Source organism: Pseudomonas sp. BT-42-2 (genome assembly GCF_025847435.2).
Classification (GTDB): Bacteria; Pseudomonadota; Gammaproteobacteria; order Pseudomonadales; family Pseudomonadaceae; genus Aquipseudomonas; species Aquipseudomonas urmiensis.
Genome location: NZ_JAOYTM010000006.1, coordinates 24171 through 40474, shown reverse-complemented (window position 1 = coordinate 40474; position 16304 = coordinate 24171). Strand labels below are relative to the sequence as shown.

At 61.3% G+C, this 16304-nt stretch carries 12 protein-coding genes; 9 read left to right on the top strand and 3 right to left on the bottom strand.

Annotated elements, in window-relative coordinates:
• Nucleotides 1–99: 99 nt before the first annotated feature.
• Both OIU19_RS04815 and OIU19_RS04810 read right to left on the bottom strand, forming a co-directional pair.
• The gene (locus tag OIU19_RS04815) at nucleotides 100–810 is read right to left on the bottom strand and encodes a FadR/GntR family transcriptional regulator (protein ID WP_264233770.1); all 711 of its coding nucleotides are present in this window, start codon (nucleotides 808–810) and stop codon (nucleotides 100–102) included.
• Nucleotides 811–976: 166 nt separating this feature from the next.
• Nucleotides 977–1330: a hypothetical protein gene (locus tag OIU19_RS04810; RefSeq protein WP_186557270.1), complete on the bottom strand. Its 354-nt coding sequence runs from the start codon at nucleotides 1328–1330 to the stop codon at nucleotides 977–979.
• A gap of 335 nt (nucleotides 1331–1665) precedes the next feature.
• On the opposite strand from OIU19_RS04810, the gene OIU19_RS04805 reads away from it, so the two are divergent.
• Nucleotides 1666–6531, top strand: a complete 4866-nt coding sequence (locus OIU19_RS04805; protein ID WP_186557269.1) for an NAD-glutamate dehydrogenase — start codon at nucleotides 1666–1668, stop codon at nucleotides 6529–6531.
• 233 nt (nucleotides 6532–6764) lie between these two features.
• Here the strand turns inward: OIU19_RS04805 and OIU19_RS04800 are convergent, their stop codons facing one another.
• A complete protein-coding gene (locus OIU19_RS04800; RefSeq protein WP_186557268.1) occupies nucleotides 6765–7583 on the bottom strand; it encodes a pyruvate, water dikinase regulatory protein in 819 nt (272 codons plus the stop codon).
• A gap of 178 nt (nucleotides 7584–7761) precedes the next feature.
• Between OIU19_RS04800 and ppsA the strand changes: the two genes are divergently transcribed.
• The 8 genes from ppsA to OIU19_RS04760 all read left to right on the top strand — a co-directional run bounded on the left by ppsA (nucleotide 7762) and on the right by OIU19_RS04760 (nucleotide 15996).
• On the top strand, nucleotides 7762–10137 hold the full coding sequence (gene ppsA / locus OIU19_RS04795) for a phosphoenolpyruvate synthase (RefSeq protein WP_186557267.1): 2376 nt from the start codon (nucleotides 7762–7764) through the stop codon (nucleotides 10135–10137).
• A gap of 95 nt (nucleotides 10138–10232) precedes the next feature.
• On the top strand, nucleotides 10233–11225 hold the full coding sequence (locus OIU19_RS04790) for an alpha/beta hydrolase (protein WP_264233767.1): 993 nt from the start codon (nucleotides 10233–10235) through the stop codon (nucleotides 11223–11225).
• 258 nt (nucleotides 11226–11483) lie between these two features.
• On the top strand, nucleotides 11484–11975 hold the full coding sequence (gene rraA / locus OIU19_RS04785) for a ribonuclease E activity regulator RraA (RefSeq protein WP_264233765.1): 492 nt from the start codon (nucleotides 11484–11486) through the stop codon (nucleotides 11973–11975).
• A gap of 27 nt (nucleotides 11976–12002) precedes the next feature.
• Nucleotides 12003–12998, top strand: a complete 996-nt coding sequence (locus tag OIU19_RS04780; protein ID WP_264233763.1) for a zinc transporter ZntB — start codon at nucleotides 12003–12005, stop codon at nucleotides 12996–12998.
• A gap of 88 nt (nucleotides 12999–13086) precedes the next feature.
• The gene (locus OIU19_RS04775) at nucleotides 13087–13338 is read left to right on the top strand and encodes a CrfX protein (protein ID WP_186557263.1); all 252 of its coding nucleotides are present in this window, start codon (nucleotides 13087–13089) and stop codon (nucleotides 13336–13338) included.
• Nucleotides 13339–13340: 2 nt separating this feature from the next.
• Nucleotides 13341–14165, top strand: a complete 825-nt coding sequence (locus OIU19_RS04770) for a mechanosensitive ion channel domain-containing protein (protein ID WP_186557262.1) — start codon at nucleotides 13341–13343, stop codon at nucleotides 14163–14165.
• 114 nt (nucleotides 14166–14279) lie between these two features.
• Entirely contained in the window at nucleotides 14280–14846 is a 567-nt protein-coding gene (sigX, locus tag OIU19_RS04765) for an RNA polymerase sigma factor SigX (RefSeq protein WP_372353289.1), read from the top strand.
• Between the two features lie 109 nt (nucleotides 14847–14955).
• On the top strand, nucleotides 14956–15996 hold the full coding sequence (locus tag OIU19_RS04760) for an OmpA family protein (protein WP_264233760.1): 1041 nt from the start codon (nucleotides 14956–14958) through the stop codon (nucleotides 15994–15996).
• Nucleotides 15997–16304 lie beyond the last annotated feature (308 nt).

Below are 16304 nucleotides of genomic sequence, written 5' to 3'. Positions count from 1 at the left end.
GGGTACCTTGGTGTTCTTGTCGGTGGATCTGCTTATCAGGTTGTCAGACTAACTAGTGCGTGTGAAAACCTCGCCAGGTCGCGATAGGGTTCTCCGGATTCAGTCGAGGGTGGGCAGGTCGATTTTCAGGCGTTTGGCCGAAGCGCGCAGGTGCGCTTCGGCGCAGGCGGCAGCGGCGTGGCGATCGCCGTCGGCGATGGCCTGGTACAGTGCCTGGTGTTCGCGATTGGCGTCTGCCGAACCCCCCACTGAGTGAGTGGCGGAGTTTTCCCAGGCATTGCGGCGCGCGGCGGCCAATTGGCCGCCGAGGAAATCATGGAAGGCCACGAAGTAGTCGTTTTTGCTGGCTTCGGCGATGGCGCGGTGAAAGGCGACATCGGCGGCGGCAGCGGCGGCCAGATCGTTACGCTTGTCGAGCATCTGCTCGAGGGCCTTGGCAATGCTCGCCAGGTCCGCGGCGTCGCGGCGGCGGGCGGCGATGGCGGCGGCTTGGGTTTCGATCCACAGGCGCATCTCGAACATCTGCACCAGGTCCGGCTTGCGCCCGTTGCTGCCGGGGAAGCGGAACACCGTGCCATTGGGCGTTTGCGAAATGTACGAACCGAGCCCGCGGCGAGCGATCAATACACCGTCGGCCTTGAGCTGAGCCACAGCCTCGCGCACCACCGAGCGGCTGACATTGAGCTGCTCGGCCAGTTGCTGTTCGGTAGGCAGGCGCGATTCGGCGGCCAGGCGGCCGGAATCGATCTCTGCGCGGATGGCGCTGACGACCCGTTCTACCAAGGTGTCTGGGCGCTGGAGCTCTAGCATGGACGGTGATGCCTATTGATCAGGTTGTCAGACAATGCCTGTCGGGAAGGTTGGCTGTCAATTGTTTCAGTGAGTGGTGTGTTTACAGTGCTGGCCTCATCGCGGGATAAGCCCGCTCAGGGCTGGCGCTAGTCCCGCGATGAGGCCAGCACCTTCAGTCCATCACTCAGAGCTCGCTGACGTAGGTCCCGGTGCCTTCGAGGATGATCCGCAGAGTCTCCTCGACCTCAGCCAGGTCGGTACCTTGGCTAGTCAACACGATCTCCAGGGTGTCATCCCCCTTGAGTGCATCGGTATCCCCCGCAGCCACCTCCAGCAGCAGCCGTTCGGCACTGAGCGTCACCTTCAGCCCATCCAGGGTCGAGGGCTCATCATCCAGGGTCAGGTCGACCGTGTCTTCGTCTGGATAACGGGTGAGCAAGAACATCTGGCCCTTGTCGCTGTGGCAGCACAGGGTCGCCATGTTGTCTTCCTCGTCATCGCAAGGGGTGGCGAAGAGCAGGGCGGTTTTCAGTTGCATGGGCAGCTCGGGTCAAGTGAAGTGAAAGTGAATTCTGCCAGTGTTGGGCGAATCCATAAACGAATGTTACCGGCCATTGACCGAATATGTCGCAGCGCTGCAAGCCGGGATGACCGCTCAGTCGTTAAGCTGCCCAGTCGATGGATTCGCGTAAAGGCACAGCCGCAGGCAGTCGCTTTTGCAGGTACCCATCGTGCAATGGATGAGTGTGCCGATCACGCTCAACGCCCGGTTTCATCGTCCTGTTTTGCCGTGGGTTAGCTATGGTTGATCCATGCAAGGCGGACGCGCACGACGCTTCTCTTACAAAACAAAGCCCAAGCGGAGTACCACAGATGGCGTTCTTCACCGCAGCCAGCAAAGCCGACTTCCAGCATCAACTGCAAACGGCCCTGGCGCAGCACATCAGCGAGCAGTCACTGCCACAAGTGGCGCTGTTCGCCGAACAGTTCTTCGGCATCATCTCTCTGGACGAACTTACCCAGCGCAGGCTTTCCGACCTGGCTGGCTGCACCCTCTCTGCCTGGCGCATCATCGAGCGCTTCGATCCGCAAACCCCGCAAGTGCGGGTGTACAACCCCGATTACGAGCGCAACGGCTGGCAGTCGACCCACACCGTGGTCGAGGTGCTGCACCATGACCTGCCGTTCCTGGTCGACTCGGTACGCACCGAGCTCAACCGCCGTGGCTACAGCATCCACACCCTGCAGACCACCGTGCTCAGCGTGCGTCGCGGGGCAAAGGGCGAGCTGCTCGAGCTGCTGCCCAAGGGCACCCAGGGTGAAGGCGTGCGGCATGAATCGCTGATGTACCTGGAGATCGACCGCTGTGCCAATGCCGCCGAGCTCAACGTGCTGTCGCGCGAAATCGAGCAGGTGCTGGCCGAAGTGCGCGTTGCCGTGGCTGATTTCGAGCCGATGAAAGCCAAGCTGCGCGAGGTCGTGGCGCTGGTCGAGCAGACCCCCTACCCGCAGGCGCAACACGAGAAGACCGAGGTCAAGGCTTTCCTCGAATGGTTGCTGGACAACCACTTCACCTTCCTCGGCTATGAAGAATTCACCGTCCAGGGCGATGCCGAAGGTGGTCGGATCGACTACGACGAGCAGTCCTTCCTCGGCCTGCCGCGCCGTCTGCGGGTCGGCCTGACGCCTGAAGAGCTGCGCATCGAAGATTACGCCGTCACCTACCTCAACGAGCCGCTGCTGCTGTCGTTTGCCAAGGCCGCGCTGCCCAGCCGCGTGCACCGTCCGGCCTACCCGGACTACGTGTCGATCCGCCAACTGGATGCCGACGGCAAGGTCATCAAGGAATGCCGCTTCATGGGCCTGTACACCTCCTCGGTGTATGGCGAGAGCGTGCATGCCATCCCCTACATCCGGGTCAAGGTTGCGGAAGTCGAGCGACGTTCTGGTTTCGATCCGAAGGCGCACCTGGGCAAGGAACTGGCCCAGGTGCTGGAAGTGCTGCCGCGCGACGACCTGTTCCAGACGCCGATCGACGAGCTGTTCAGTACCGTCATGTCGATCGTGCAGATCCAGGAGCGCAACAAGATCCGCGTATTCCTGCGCAAGGATCCCTATGGCCGCTTCTGCTACTGCCTGGCCTATGTACCGCGGGAGATCTACTCGACCGAAGTGCGGCAGAAGATCCAGCAGGTACTGATGGAGCGTCTGAAGGCCAGCGACTGCGAGTTCTGGACCTTCTTCTCCGAGTCGGTGCTGGCACGCGTGCAACTGATCTTGCGGGTCGATCCGAAGAATCGGATCGACATCGACCCGCAGCAGCTGGAAAACGAAGTGATCCAGGCCTGCCGCTCGTGGCATGACGACTACTCGACCCTGGTGGTGGAGAACTTCGGCGAGGCCCAGGGCACCAACATCCTGGCCGACTTCCCCAAAGGCTTCCCGGCCGGCTACCGCGAGCGCTTCGCCGCCCATTCGGCGGTGGTCGACATGCAGCATGTGTTGGCCTTGAGTGAAAGCAAGCCGCTGGCGATGAGCTTCTACCAGCCGCTGACCCAACTGGGTGAGCGCCTGTTGCATTGCAAGCTGTACCACGCCGACACGCCATTGGCGCTGTCGGATGTGTTGCCGATCCTGGAAAACCTGGGGCTGCGGGTGCTCGGCGAGTTTCCCTATCGCCTGCGCCATGCCAGCGGTCGCGAGTTCTGGATTCACGACTTCGCCTTTACCTACAGCGAAGGCCTGAGCCTGGATCTGCAGCAGCTCAACGACACCCTGCAAGACGCCTTCATCCACATCGTCAAGGGCGACGCCGAGAACGACGCCTTCAACCGCCTGGTGCTGACCGCCGGCCTGCCGTGGCGCGACGTGGCGCTGCTGCGTGCCTACGCCCGCTACATGAAGCAGATTCGCCTGGGCTTCGACCTGGGCTACATCGCCAGCACCCTGAACAACCACACCGACATCGCCCGCGAGCTGACCCGGTTGTTCAAGACCCGCTTCTACCTGGCGCGCAAGCTCACCCAGGATGATCTGGACGACAAGCAATTGCGTCTGGAGCAGGCCATCAACAGTGCCCTGGACGACGTTCAGGTGCTCAACGAAGACCGCATCCTGCGCCGCTACCTGGACCTGATCAAGGCCACCCTGCGGACCAACTTCTACCAGCCTGATGGCAATGGCCAGAACAAGTCGTACTTCAGCTTCAAGTTCAATCCCAAGCTGATCCCCGAGCTGCCCAAGCCGGTACCCAAGTTCGAAATCTTCGTTTATTCGCCACGGGTCGAGGGCGTGCACCTGCGCTTTGGCAACGTCGCTCGCGGCGGTTTGCGCTGGTCGGACCGTGAAGAAGACTTCCGCACCGAAGTGCTCGGCCTGGTCAAGGCCCAGCAGGTGAAGAACTCGGTGATCGTGCCGGTCGGCGCCAAGGGCGGCTTCCTGCCACGGCGGTTGCCGCTCGGTGGCAGCCGCGACGAGATCGCGGCTGAAGGGGTCGCCTGCTACCGCATCTTCATCTCTGGCCTGCTCGACATCACCGATAACCTCAAGGACGGCGGCGTGGTGCCACCGGCCAACGTGGTTCGCCACGATGATGACGATCCGTACCTGGTGGTGGCCGCAGACAAGGGCACGGCAACCTTCTCCGATATCGCCAACGGCATCGCCATCGACTATGGCTTCTGGCTCGGCGACGCCTTCGCCTCGGGCGGTTCGGCCGGTTACGACCACAAGAAAATGGGCATCACTGCCCGTGGCGCCTGGGTCGGCGTGCAGCGCCACTTCCGTGAGCGTGGCATCAACGTGCAGCAAGATCCGATCACCGTGATTGGTGTCGGCGACATGGCCGGTGACGTATTCGGTAACGGCTTGCTGATGTCCGATAAGTTGCAACTGGTGGCGGCGTTCAACCACCTGCACATCTTCATCGACCCCAACCCGGACCCGGCCAGCAGCTTCGCCGAGCGCAAGCGCTTGTTCGACCTGCCGCGCTCGGCCTGGAGCGACTACGACACCAGCATCATGTCCGAAGGCGGCGGGATCTTCCCGCGCAGTGCCAAGAGCATCAGCATCAGCCCGCAGATGAAGGAGCGCTTCGCCATCGAAGCCGACCGCCTGACGCCGACCGAACTGTTGCACGCGCTGCTCAAGGCGCCGGTCGACCTGCTGTGGAACGGTGGCATCGGCACTTATGTCAAGGCCAGCAGCGAAAGCCACGCCGATGTCGGCGACAAGGCCAACGATGCCCTGCGGGTCAACGGCAACGAGCTGCGCTGCAAGGTGGTGGGCGAGGGCGGCAACCTGGGCATGACCCAGCTTGGCCGGGTCGAGTTCGGCCTCAATGGTGGCGCGACCAACACCGACTTCATCGATAACGCCGGCGGCGTCGACTGCTCCGACCACGAGGTCAACATCAAGATCCTGCTCAACGAAGTGGTGCAGGGCGGCGACATGACCGAGAAGCAGCGCAACCAGCTGCTGGGCAGCATGACCGACGAAGTGGCCTCGCTGGTGCTGGGCAACAACTACAAGCAGACCCAGGCGCTGTCGCTGGCGGCGCGTCGGGCCCGCGAGCGGATTGCCGAATACAAGCGCCTGATGGCTGACCTTGAGGCGCGCGGCAAGCTCGATCGGGCCATCGAGTTCCTGCCTTCGGAAGAGCAGCTCAATGAGCGTCTGGCTGCTGGCCAGGGCCTGACCCGTGCTGAGTTGTCGGTATTGATCTCCTACAGCAAGATCGACCTCAAGGAACAACTGCTCAAATCGCTGGTGCCGGACGACGACTACCTGACCCGTGATATGGAAACCGCGTTCCCGCCGTCGTTGCTCAGCCAGTTCGGCGAGGCCATGCGGCGTCATCGCCTCAAGCGCGAGATCGTCAGCACCCAGATCGCCAACGACCTGGTCAACAACATGGGCATCACCTTCGTCCAGCGGCTCAAGGAGTCCACTGGCATGAGTCCGGCCAACGTTGCCGGGGCCTATGTGATTGTGCGCGACATCTTCCACTTGCCGCACTGGTTCCGCCAGATCGAGGCCCTCGACTATCAAGTCCCGGCCGAGATCCAGCTGACCCTGATGGACGAGTTGATGCGCCTGGGCCGCCGTGCGACCCGTTGGTTCCTGCGCAGCCGGCGTAACGAGCAGGACGCCGGTCGTGACAGCGCCCACTTCGGGCCGAAGATCGCCCAGCTGGGGCTCAAGCTCGATGAGTTGCTCGAAGGGCCGACCCGCGAACGCTGGCAGGTCCGCTACCAGGGCTTCGTCGAGGCTGGCGTGCCGGAGTTGCTGGCGCGGATGGTCGCTGGCACGACCCATCTGTACACCCTGTTGCCGATCATCGAGGCCTCGGATGTCACCGGCCACGATCCGGCCCAGGTCGCCAAGGCGTTCTTCGCCGTGGGCAGTGCGCTGGACCTGACCTGGTACCTGCAGGAGATCAGCAACCTGCCGGTGGAGAACAACTGGCAGGCCCTGGCCCGCGAGGCGTTCCGCGACGATATCGACCTGCAGCAGCGGGCCATTACCATTTCTGTGTTGCAGATGGTCGATGCGCCCGAAGACATGGACGCCCGCGTGGCCCTGTGGGCCGAGCAGCACCGGGTGATGGTCGAGCGCTGGCGCGCGATGCTGGATGATCTGCGCAACGCTACCGGGACCGACTACGCGATGTACGCGGTGGCCAACCGCGAGCTGGTGGATCTGGCCATGAGTGGCCAGGCGGCGGTGGTGCCTTCCTGAGCCCTGAGGTGAGCTAAAACAAAGCCCCGGCAGCGATGCCGGGGCTTTTTCATTCGCAGTTCAGTTGTCTGTTGCGGTTGTAGATTGCGCTTGCGTGGGAGCGGGCTTGCCCCGCGATAACCATGCAGAATTCACTGACGCTATCGCGGGACAAGCCCGCTCCCACGCAACTTCGAGAAACCTGCTGGCTTGCTTGAATCTTTGCTCTCCCGCGGTCGCGCCAACCTCAGTGGTTACTTGAACCGCCGCTCAACCCCTTTCTCGACCAAGATCTTCGCCGAAATCTCTTCCACCGAAAAATGCGTCGAGTTGATGTTGGGAATGTTCTCTCGGCGGAACAGATTCTCCACCTCGCGCACCTCGAACTCGCACTGGGCAAAGCTGGCATAGCGGCTATTGGGCTTGCGCTCATGGCGAATGGCGGTCAAACGATCGGGGTCGATGGTCAGGCCAAACAGCTTGTTGTGATGCTTCTTCAGCACCGCCGGCAGCTGCAGGCGCTCCATGTCATCCTCGGTCAGCGGGTAGTTGGCCGCACGAATGCCAAACTGCATCGCCATGTAAAGGCAGGTTGGGGTCTTGCCGCAGCGCGAGACACCCACCAGAATCAGGTCGGCCTTGTCGTAGTAATGGGTGCGGGCGCCGTCGTCGTTATCCAGGGCGAAGTTGACCGCTTCGATGCGCTCCATGTAGTTGGAATTGCCGCCGATCGAATGGGATTTACCCACCGAATACGACGAATGGGCAGTCAATTCTTGTTCGAGCGGGGATAAAAACGTCGAAAAGATGTCGATCATGAAGCCATTGGAGGTCGCCAGGATCTCACGAATGTCCTGGTTGACGATGGTGTCGAAGATGATCGGGCGCACGCCGTCACGCTCGGCCGCAGCGTTGATTTGCTGGACCATGGTCCGCGCTTTGTCAGGGCTGTCGATGTATGGGCGGGTGAATTTATTGAAGCCGATGCTATCGAATTGGGCGAGCAGGCTTTGACCCAGGGTCTCGGCAGTGATGCCGGTGCCGTCGGAGATGAAAAACGCGGTTCGTTTCATTTGCACCCTAGGCCTTAAGCTGATGACGTTTCTTGGATATGATAAGTTCGGTTTGCCGAATGCGGCTGTCGGCATTCTCACTTATTTTCCAGGTCCAGGCCACAAGCGTCCGGCCCAGTCAATTCAGGCAGGCGGGCGCCCTTTGAGCTTTTCCAACACAGTTAGTGGAGAGATCACCTTGGTAGAGTACGTAGTTTCCCTCGATAAGCTCGGCGTCCATGATGTGGAGCATGTGGGGGGCAAGAACGCATCCCTGGGCGAGATGATCAGTAACCTCGCCGGTGCCGGCGTTTCGGTGCCGGGCGGCTTTGCCACTACGGCTCAGGCGTACCGCGATTTTCTCGAGCAGAGCGGGCTGAACGACCGCATCCACGCCGCGCTCGACGCGCTGGACGTCGATGACATCAATGCCCTGACCAAGACCGGCGCACAGATTCGCCAGTGGGTCATGGAAGCTGAGTTCCCCGCGCGCCTGGATTCGGAAATCCGAACAGCCTTCGCTGCCATGGCCGCCGGCAATGACAACATGGCGGTCGCGGTGCGTTCCTCGGCGACTGCCGAAGACTTGCCGGACGCCTCTTTTGCCGGCCAGCAGGAAACCTTCCTGAACATTCGCGGCGTCGACAACGTGATCCGCGCCGCCAAGGAAGTGTTCGCCTCGCTGTTCAACGACCGCGCCATCGCCTACCGCGTGCACCAGGGCTTCGACCACAAGCTGGTGGCCTTGTCCGCGGGTGTGCAGCGCATGGTCCGCTCGGAAACGGGCACTGCCGGTGTGATGTTCACCCTCGACACCGAGTCGGGCTTCCGCGACGTGGTGTTCATCACTGGCGCCTATGGCCTGGGCGAAACCGTGGTGCAGGGTGCGGTCAACCCTGACGAATTCTACGTGCACAAGAACACTTTGCAGGCCGGCCGCCCGGCCATCCTGCGGCGCAACCTGGGCAGCAAGGCGATCAAGATGATCTACGGCGACGAGGCCAAGGCCGGTCGCTCGGTCAAGACCGTCGAAGTCGACCGTGCCGAACGCGCGCGCTTCTGCCTGACCGACGCCGAGGTCAGCGAGCTGGCCAAGCAGGCGATGATCATCGAGCAGCACTACCAGCGGCCGATGGACATCGAGTGGGCCAAAGATGGTGATGACGGCCAGCTGTACATCGTCCAGGCCCGTCCTGAGACCGTGAAGAGCCGCGCCAGCGCCAATGTCATGGAACGCTACCTGCTCAAAGAGAAGGGTACCGTGCTGGTCGAAGGCCGCGCGATCGGTCAACGCATCGGCGCCGGCAAGGTGCGGGTGATCAACGACGTATCCGAGATGGACAAGGTCCAGCCAGGCGACGTGTTGGTTTCCGACATGACCGACCCAGACTGGGAGCCGGTGATGAAGCGCGCCAGCGCCATCGTCACCAACCGTGGCGGGCGTACTTGCCACGCGGCGATCATCGCGCGTGAGCTGGGTATTCCGGCTGTAGTGGGCTGCGGCAACGCCACCCAACTGCTCAAGGATGGCCAGGGCGTTACCGTCTCCTGCGCCGAAGGCGATACCGGTTTCATCTTCGAAGGCGAACTGGGCTTCGACATCAAGCAGAACTCGGTCGATGCCATGCCTGACCTGCCGTTCAAGATCATGATGAACGTCGGCAACCCAGACCGCGCTTTCGACTTCGCCCAGCTGCCCAACGCCGGTGTCGGCCTGGCGCGCCTGGAGTTCATCATTAACCGCATGATCGGCGTGCATCCCAAGGCACTGCTCAACTACGCAGGCTTGCCAGCGGAGCTCAAAGAGAGCGTCGACAAGCGTATCGCTGGCTACAACGACCCGGTCGGTTTCTATGTCGAGAAGCTGGTCGAGGGCATCAGCACCCTGGCTGCGGCCTTCTATCCGAAAAAGGTCATCGTGCGCCTGTCGGACTTCAAGTCCAACGAATACGCCAACCTGATCGGCGGCAAGCTGTACGAGCCGGAAGAAGAGAACCCGATGCTGGGCTTCCGCGGCGCTTCGCGTTACATCAGCGAGTCGTTCCGTGACTGCTTCGAGCTCGAGTGCCGTGCACTCAAGCGTGTGCGCGACGAGATGGGCCTGACCAACGTCGAGATCATGGTGCCGTTCGTGCGCACCTTGGGCGAAGCCAGCCAGGTCGTCGACCTGCTGGCCGAAAACGGCCTGGCCCGTGGCGACAACGGCCTGCGCGTGATCATGATGTGCGAGCTGCCATCCAACGCCATCCTGGCTGAAGAGTTCCTTGAGTACTTCGACGGCTTCTCCATCGGCTCCAACGACCTGACCCAGCTGACCCTGGGCCTGGACCGCGATTCGGGGATCATCGCTCACCTGTTCGACGAGCGTAACCCCGCCGTGAAGAAGCTGCTGGCCAACGCCATCCAGGCGTGCAACAAGGCTGGCAAGTACATCGGTATCTGCGGCCAGGGTCCATCGGACCATCCAGACCTGGCCAAGTGGCTGATGGAGCAGGGCATCGAGAGTGTGTCGCTGAACCCGGACTCGGTACTCGAGACCTGGTTCTTCCTGGCCGAAGGCCAAGGCGCAGCCTGATCCAGCCAATGCGCAGGCACCTTCGCGTGCCTGCGCCCGTGTTCTTCGGGGCGAGTTCCAGTGATGGTTCGCGCCCTTTTTCATACAAGTACCTTATGCAAAGCAGCAGCACCCTTTTCCCCGTGGCCCTGCAAAGTGCCGAGCGCCGCGGCGATCTCAGTGAAGACGTATATCGGATCAAGGCCGGCAACAGCCCCGACCCGAGCGTCGAACTGGCCGTGACCCGCCTGGGGCTAGCCGACCATAGCCGTGGCCCGGGCGTGCCGGTGATTCTTCTGCATGGCAGTTTTTCCAATCGGCGCTTCTGGTTCTCGCCCAAGGGCGTGGGCCTGGGCGCCTTTCTGGCGCGTGCCGGGTTCGATGTGTGGATTCCGGAGATGCGCGGCCATGGCTTGTCGCCACGCAACCGCCAGTGGCGCCATAACCGGGTGGCCGACTATGCCCGCTATGACCTGCCATTGATTGCTGCGTTCGTGCAGGAACAAGCCGGCCAGGCACCGCATTGGCTTGGCCATTCATTGGGTGGCACTACCTTGGCTGCGGCCTTGGGTGGCGGTTATCTGGAGCCGGAACGGGTCGCCAGTGCGGCGTTCTTCGGCACCCAGGTCAGCCGCGTCTATTGGCCGTTGAAAGTGCCGACGGTGGAGTGGGGCGCGCGCCTGGTGCTCAAGCGCTTTGCGCAGATTTCCGGCTCGCGGCTCAAGCGTGGTCCGGAAGATGAACCGATCGGCCTGGCGCTGGAAAGCATGCGCTGGCATGGCTTGTTCGGCCGCTTTGGCGGCAAGGACGGCGACTGGTGGGCCGGCTTGGCGCAGGTTGATGTGCCGGTGTTGGCGGTGGCCGGGGCGGGCGATTTCCAGGATCCGGTGTGGGCCTGTCGCAAGTTGTTCGACCAGTTGGGCGGCGAACGCAAGCAGTTTCTGCGGTTGGGGCGCGAAGAGGGCTTCGAGCCGTTCGGCCACGTCGACATGCTGGTCAGCAAGGCCGCTCAGCAGCAGGTGTGGCCGTTGGTGGAGGGGTGGCTGCGCGATCCATTGGCGCAGGTGCACGGGGCTGTGGCGGTTTCGCAGGTGGTGCCAGCGGTTTAGCGTGGGGTGGCTGTTGTGGCCTCATCGCGGGGCAAGCCCGCTCCCACGCGGTTAGACTCGCAGGATAATGGCGTGGGAGCGGGCTCGCCTCGCGATGAGACGACAATCGTCCTGCCAGGCAATTGGCGTGGGAGCGGGCTTGCCCCGCGATGCGGCGCCAATCAATCTGACTGCTCGGTCCCGGATGACTGCGACACCGTCCCCGGTGTAGCCTTGCACTCAACCCATGTTTTCGTTGTGCCTGACAGGAGCTTTCCCATGCAGCATTACGTAACGCCCGACCTGTGCGATGCCTACCCCGAGCTGGTCCAGGTGCTGGAGCCGATGTTCAGCAACTTCGGTGGTCGCGACTCTTTTGGTGGGCAGATCGTCACCATCAAGTGCTTCGAAGACAACTCGCTGGTCAAAGCCCAGGCTGAACTGGACGGCAAAGGCAAGGTGCTGGTAGTCGACGGTGGCGGTTCGCTGCGCTGTGCGCTGCTCGGTGACATGATCGCCGACAAAGCGGCAAAAAATGGCTGGGAAGGCTTGGTGATCTACGGCTGCGTGCGCGACGTCGATGTGCTGGCGCAGACCAACCTCGGCGTCCAGGCCTTGGCCAGTCACCCGATGAAGACCGACAAGCGCGGCCTGGGTGATCTCAACGTCAACGTGACCTTTGCCGGGGTGACCTTCCGCCCGGGTGAGTACGTGTATGCCGACAACAACGGTGTGTTGGTCTCGCCAAGCCCGCTGAAAATGCCGGAGTGATGCGCCGCGCGCGCTGATGGAGCCTGAATGTTCGAGGAAGACAACGCGCAGTGGGGGCTAGTCCATGCTCTGGTGCTCGATGGCAAAGGTGGCGCGCGTTCTATCGCTCGGACCGAGTTGGATGGCTTGCAGTTGCAGCCGCAGGAAAGCCTCTGGCTGCATTGGGACCGCAGTCATCCGCAGACCCGCAGCTGGTTGCTGCGCGAAAGTGGCCTGAGCGAATTCAGCTGCGATCTGCTGCTGGAAGAAAACACCCGTCCACGTCTGCTGCCGTTGGCCAATGAACAAGTGTTGCTGTTCTTGCGCGGGGTCAACCTCAATCCGGGCGCCGAGCCCGAAGACATGGTGTCTGTGCGCATCTTCGCCGAGGCGCAGCGGGTCATCTCGCTGCGCTTGAGGCCACTGCGTGCCAGCGATGAAATTCTCCAGCTGCTGGACCAAGGGCGCGGGCCGAAGTCGGCGTCCGAGCTGCTGTTGCTGATGGGTGAGCTGTTGACCGAGAAGGTCCAGGCCCTGGTCAGCGACCTGTCCGAGCTGGTCGATATCGAAGAAGAGAAGGTCGAATCCGACGAACGGTATAGTCCAGAGCACGGCAGCCTCCAGCAGATTCGTCGACGTGCCGCAGGCTTGCGACGGTTTCTGGCGCCGCAACGGGACATCTATGCCCAGCTTTCCCGCAACAAGTGGAGCTGGTTCGCCGATGCCGACGCCGATTACTGGAACGAGCTCAACAACAGCCTGATCCGTTATCTGGAAGAGCTCGAGCTGACCCGCGAACGCGCGGCGCTGGTCCTGGAAAGCGAAGACCGGCGGCGCAGTGAGCGGATGAACCGGACCATGTACCGCTTCGGTATCATCACCTGCATTTTCCTGCCCATGAGCTTCATTACCGGCTTGTTGGGCATCAACGTCGGGGGTATCCCCGGTGCCGACAGCCCCTATGGCTTCCTGTTCGCCAGCCTGGTGGTATTGGGCCTGGCGCTGGGCCAGTGGTGGTTGTTCCGCAAGCTGCGGTGGGTGTGAATGGTGCATTTTGAAACAATCGTCACGCTGCGCCGTGTGACCCATCGCCTGGCGCCCTCGTCTTTGACTGACACTGCGCGAGGTGCCTATGCACGATCCGTTTGAACAATCGTTGCGCGACCTGCTCAACGCGTCGCCGTCCGGCCAGGACCGAGACGACGCTGCGTGCCTGGGGCGCGTGCTGAAAACTGCCAACCGCCAGGTTGGTGCCGGCGTTCTGTTCAGCCTGCTTGGCCGTTGGGGCCAGGCGCTGATGATCGCCGTGAACAATGGCTCGGCGCATGTTGCGCCGGTGCGCCGCACCGCTGCCGCTGGCAGCAAAGCTGATAAGGCCGATTGAATATGGAACTCGATCTCTGGACCCAGAGCCTGGTCACTGCGATGACCGCCCTTTGGACCAAGGTAGCGAACTTCATCCCCAACCTGTTCGGCGCGCTGGTCGTGGTGCTGCTCGGTTTCGTGGTGGCCAAGCTGCTCGACACGTTGCTGTCCAAGTTGCTGGCCAAGTTCGGCCTGGACCGCTTGATGAGTGGCACCGGCCTGACCAAGATGCTCAGCCGGGTCGGCATCCAGGTGCCGATTTCGACCCTGATCGGCAAGATCGTCTACTGGTTCGTACTGCTGATCTTCCTCGTCTCGGCGGCGGAGTCGCTCGGCCTTGAGCGGGTCTCGGCGACCCTGGACATGCTTGCGCTGTACCTGCCCAAAGTGTTTGGCGCAGCCTTGGTACTGCTTGCCGGTGTGCTCCTGGCGCAACTGGTCAACGGCCTGACGCGGGGGGCGGCTGAGGGTATTGGCCTGGAATACGCAGCAGGCGTTGGGCGCATTGCCCAGGGCCTGGTGATCATGATCGCGATCTCGGTGGCCATCAGCCAGCTTGAGGTCAAGACCGACCTGCTCAACCACGTCATCGTCATCGGTTTGATTACCGTTGGTCTGGCAGTTGCCTTGGCCATGGGGCTGGGTAGCCGGGAAATCGCCGGGCAGATCCTGGCCGGAATTTACGTTCGCGAACTCTATCAAGTCGGCCAGCAGGTGCGGATTGGAGAGGTCGAAGGGCAGATCGAAGAGATCGGCACGGTCAAGACGACATTGCTGACCGATGATGGCGAACTGGTGTCGTTGTCGAATCGAGAACTGCTCGAGCAGCGAGTCGATAGCCGCTAACCGCACAAAAGCTGTTAATGTATGCCGCCGCGAAAAACCGACCCTTTGGGGCGGCGCGGCGAATTGACCTGACTGTCGGCCAGATCCGTTTTGAATAAAGTTCACTCGCTGCCCATGCGCTATGACCCCCGCGAGCTCACCGACGAGGAGTTGGTGGCGCGTTCGCATGAGGAGCTGTTTCATGTTACTCGCGCCTATGAAGAGCTCATGCGGCGCTACCAGCGGACCTTGTTCAACGTCTGTGCGCGTTACCTTGGGAACGACCGGGATGCGGACGATGTCTGTCAGGAAGTGATGTTGAAAGTGCTGTACGGCCTGAAGAACTTCGAAGGTAAATCGAAGTTCAAGACCTGGCTCTACAGCATCACTTACAACGAGTGCATCACCCAGTATCGCAAGGAGCGTCGTAAACGAAGGCTGATGGATGCCCTTAGTCTTGACCCTGTTGAAGAGGCGTCTGAAGACAAGGCTCCAAAGCCCGAAGAGAAGGGTGGCCTGGACAAATGGCTGGTGCATGTTAATCCGATCGATCGGGAAATCCTGGTGCTGCGATTTGTCGCAGAGCTGGAATTCCAGGAAATCGCCGATATCATGCACATGGGCTTGAGCGCAACCAAAATGCGTTACAAGCGTGCGCTCGACAAGCTTAGAGAGAAATTTGCAGGTGAGGTTGAAACTTAGTGACCGGCAAATGTCTCTAACCACCGGCGAGTTCTGCTAGACTAGCCGTCGAGTTGTCCCCCGGATTTTGGTGGGACCGCTTAACTATCACCAGATGGGGATTTAACGGATGAAATTGAAAAACACTTTGGGCTTGGCCATTGGCTCGCTCGTAGCTGCTACTTCGTTCGGTGCTCTGGCTCAAGGCCAAGGCGCTGTCGAAATCGAAGGTAACGTCACCAAGCAGTACTACGACAGCGAGCGTAACTTCAAGAACGACGGCACCAATCCTGGTGTTCGCCTCGGTTACTTCCTGACCGACGACGTCTCCCTGGATCTGGGCTACAACGAGACCCACAACGCTCGTGGCGAAGTCTTCAACAAAGACATCAAAGGTTCCAAAACCAAGCTGGACGCCACCTACCACTTCGGTACCGTTGGCGACGCGCTGCGTCCGTACGTCTCCGCTGGCTTCGCCCACGAGAGCCTGGGCCAAGCTACCCGTAGCGGCCGCGACCACTCCACCTTCGCCAACGTTGGCGCTGGCGCCAAGTGGTACATCACCGACATGTTCTTCGCCCGTGCCGGCGTTGAAGCCATGTACAACATCGACAACGGCAACACCGAGTGGGGCCCAACCGTTGGTCTGGGTCTGAACTTCGGTGGTAGCGGCGGCAAGCAGCCTGCTCCTGCTCCTGCTCCAGTTGCTGAAGTTTGCTCCGACAGCGACAACGACGGCGTTTGCGACAACGTCGACAAGTGCCCAGACACCCCGGCCAACGTTACCGTTGACGCCGACGGCTGCCCGGCAGTTGCCGAAGTCGTACGTGTTGAGCTGGACGTGAAGTTCGACTTCGACAAGTCGGTCGTCAAGCCAAACAGCTACGGCGACATCAAAAACCTGGCCGACTTCATGAAGCAGTACCCGTCGACCACCACCACCGTTGAAGGTCACACTGACTCCGTCGGTCCAGACGCTTACAACCAGAAGCTGTCCGAGCGTCGTGCCAGCGCTGTCAAGCAAGTGCTGACCCAGCAGTACGGTGTTGAATCCAGCCGTGTTGATTCGGTTGGCTACGGTGAGACCCGTCCGGTTGCTGACAACGCCACCGAAGAAGGTCGCGCTGTTAACCGTCGCGTTGAAGCGCAAGTAGAAGCTCAGGCCAAGTAATTGGTTTGAGGTTCATGAACAACCCGGCAAAGGTACCTATGCCCTACACATGCATAGCAGTGACCAAGCGGTGTAGGAGCCTCTAGGCCGGGTTGTTCAGCCTCATCGCTATCGATGTGTCACTATGTCGATAGGAAAAACGCCGACGGAAACGTCGGCGTTTTTTTATGCCCTTTTGCTCGTGTTGCCCGAGCATCGTGCCAATTGCATCTGCAAGCCCTGCGTCGAAAACTGACGCATATCCACATCGCTTCCTACACTGGCATGCAATCAAAGCATCGAAATGCTGCTACCCATAGGCCTGCGTG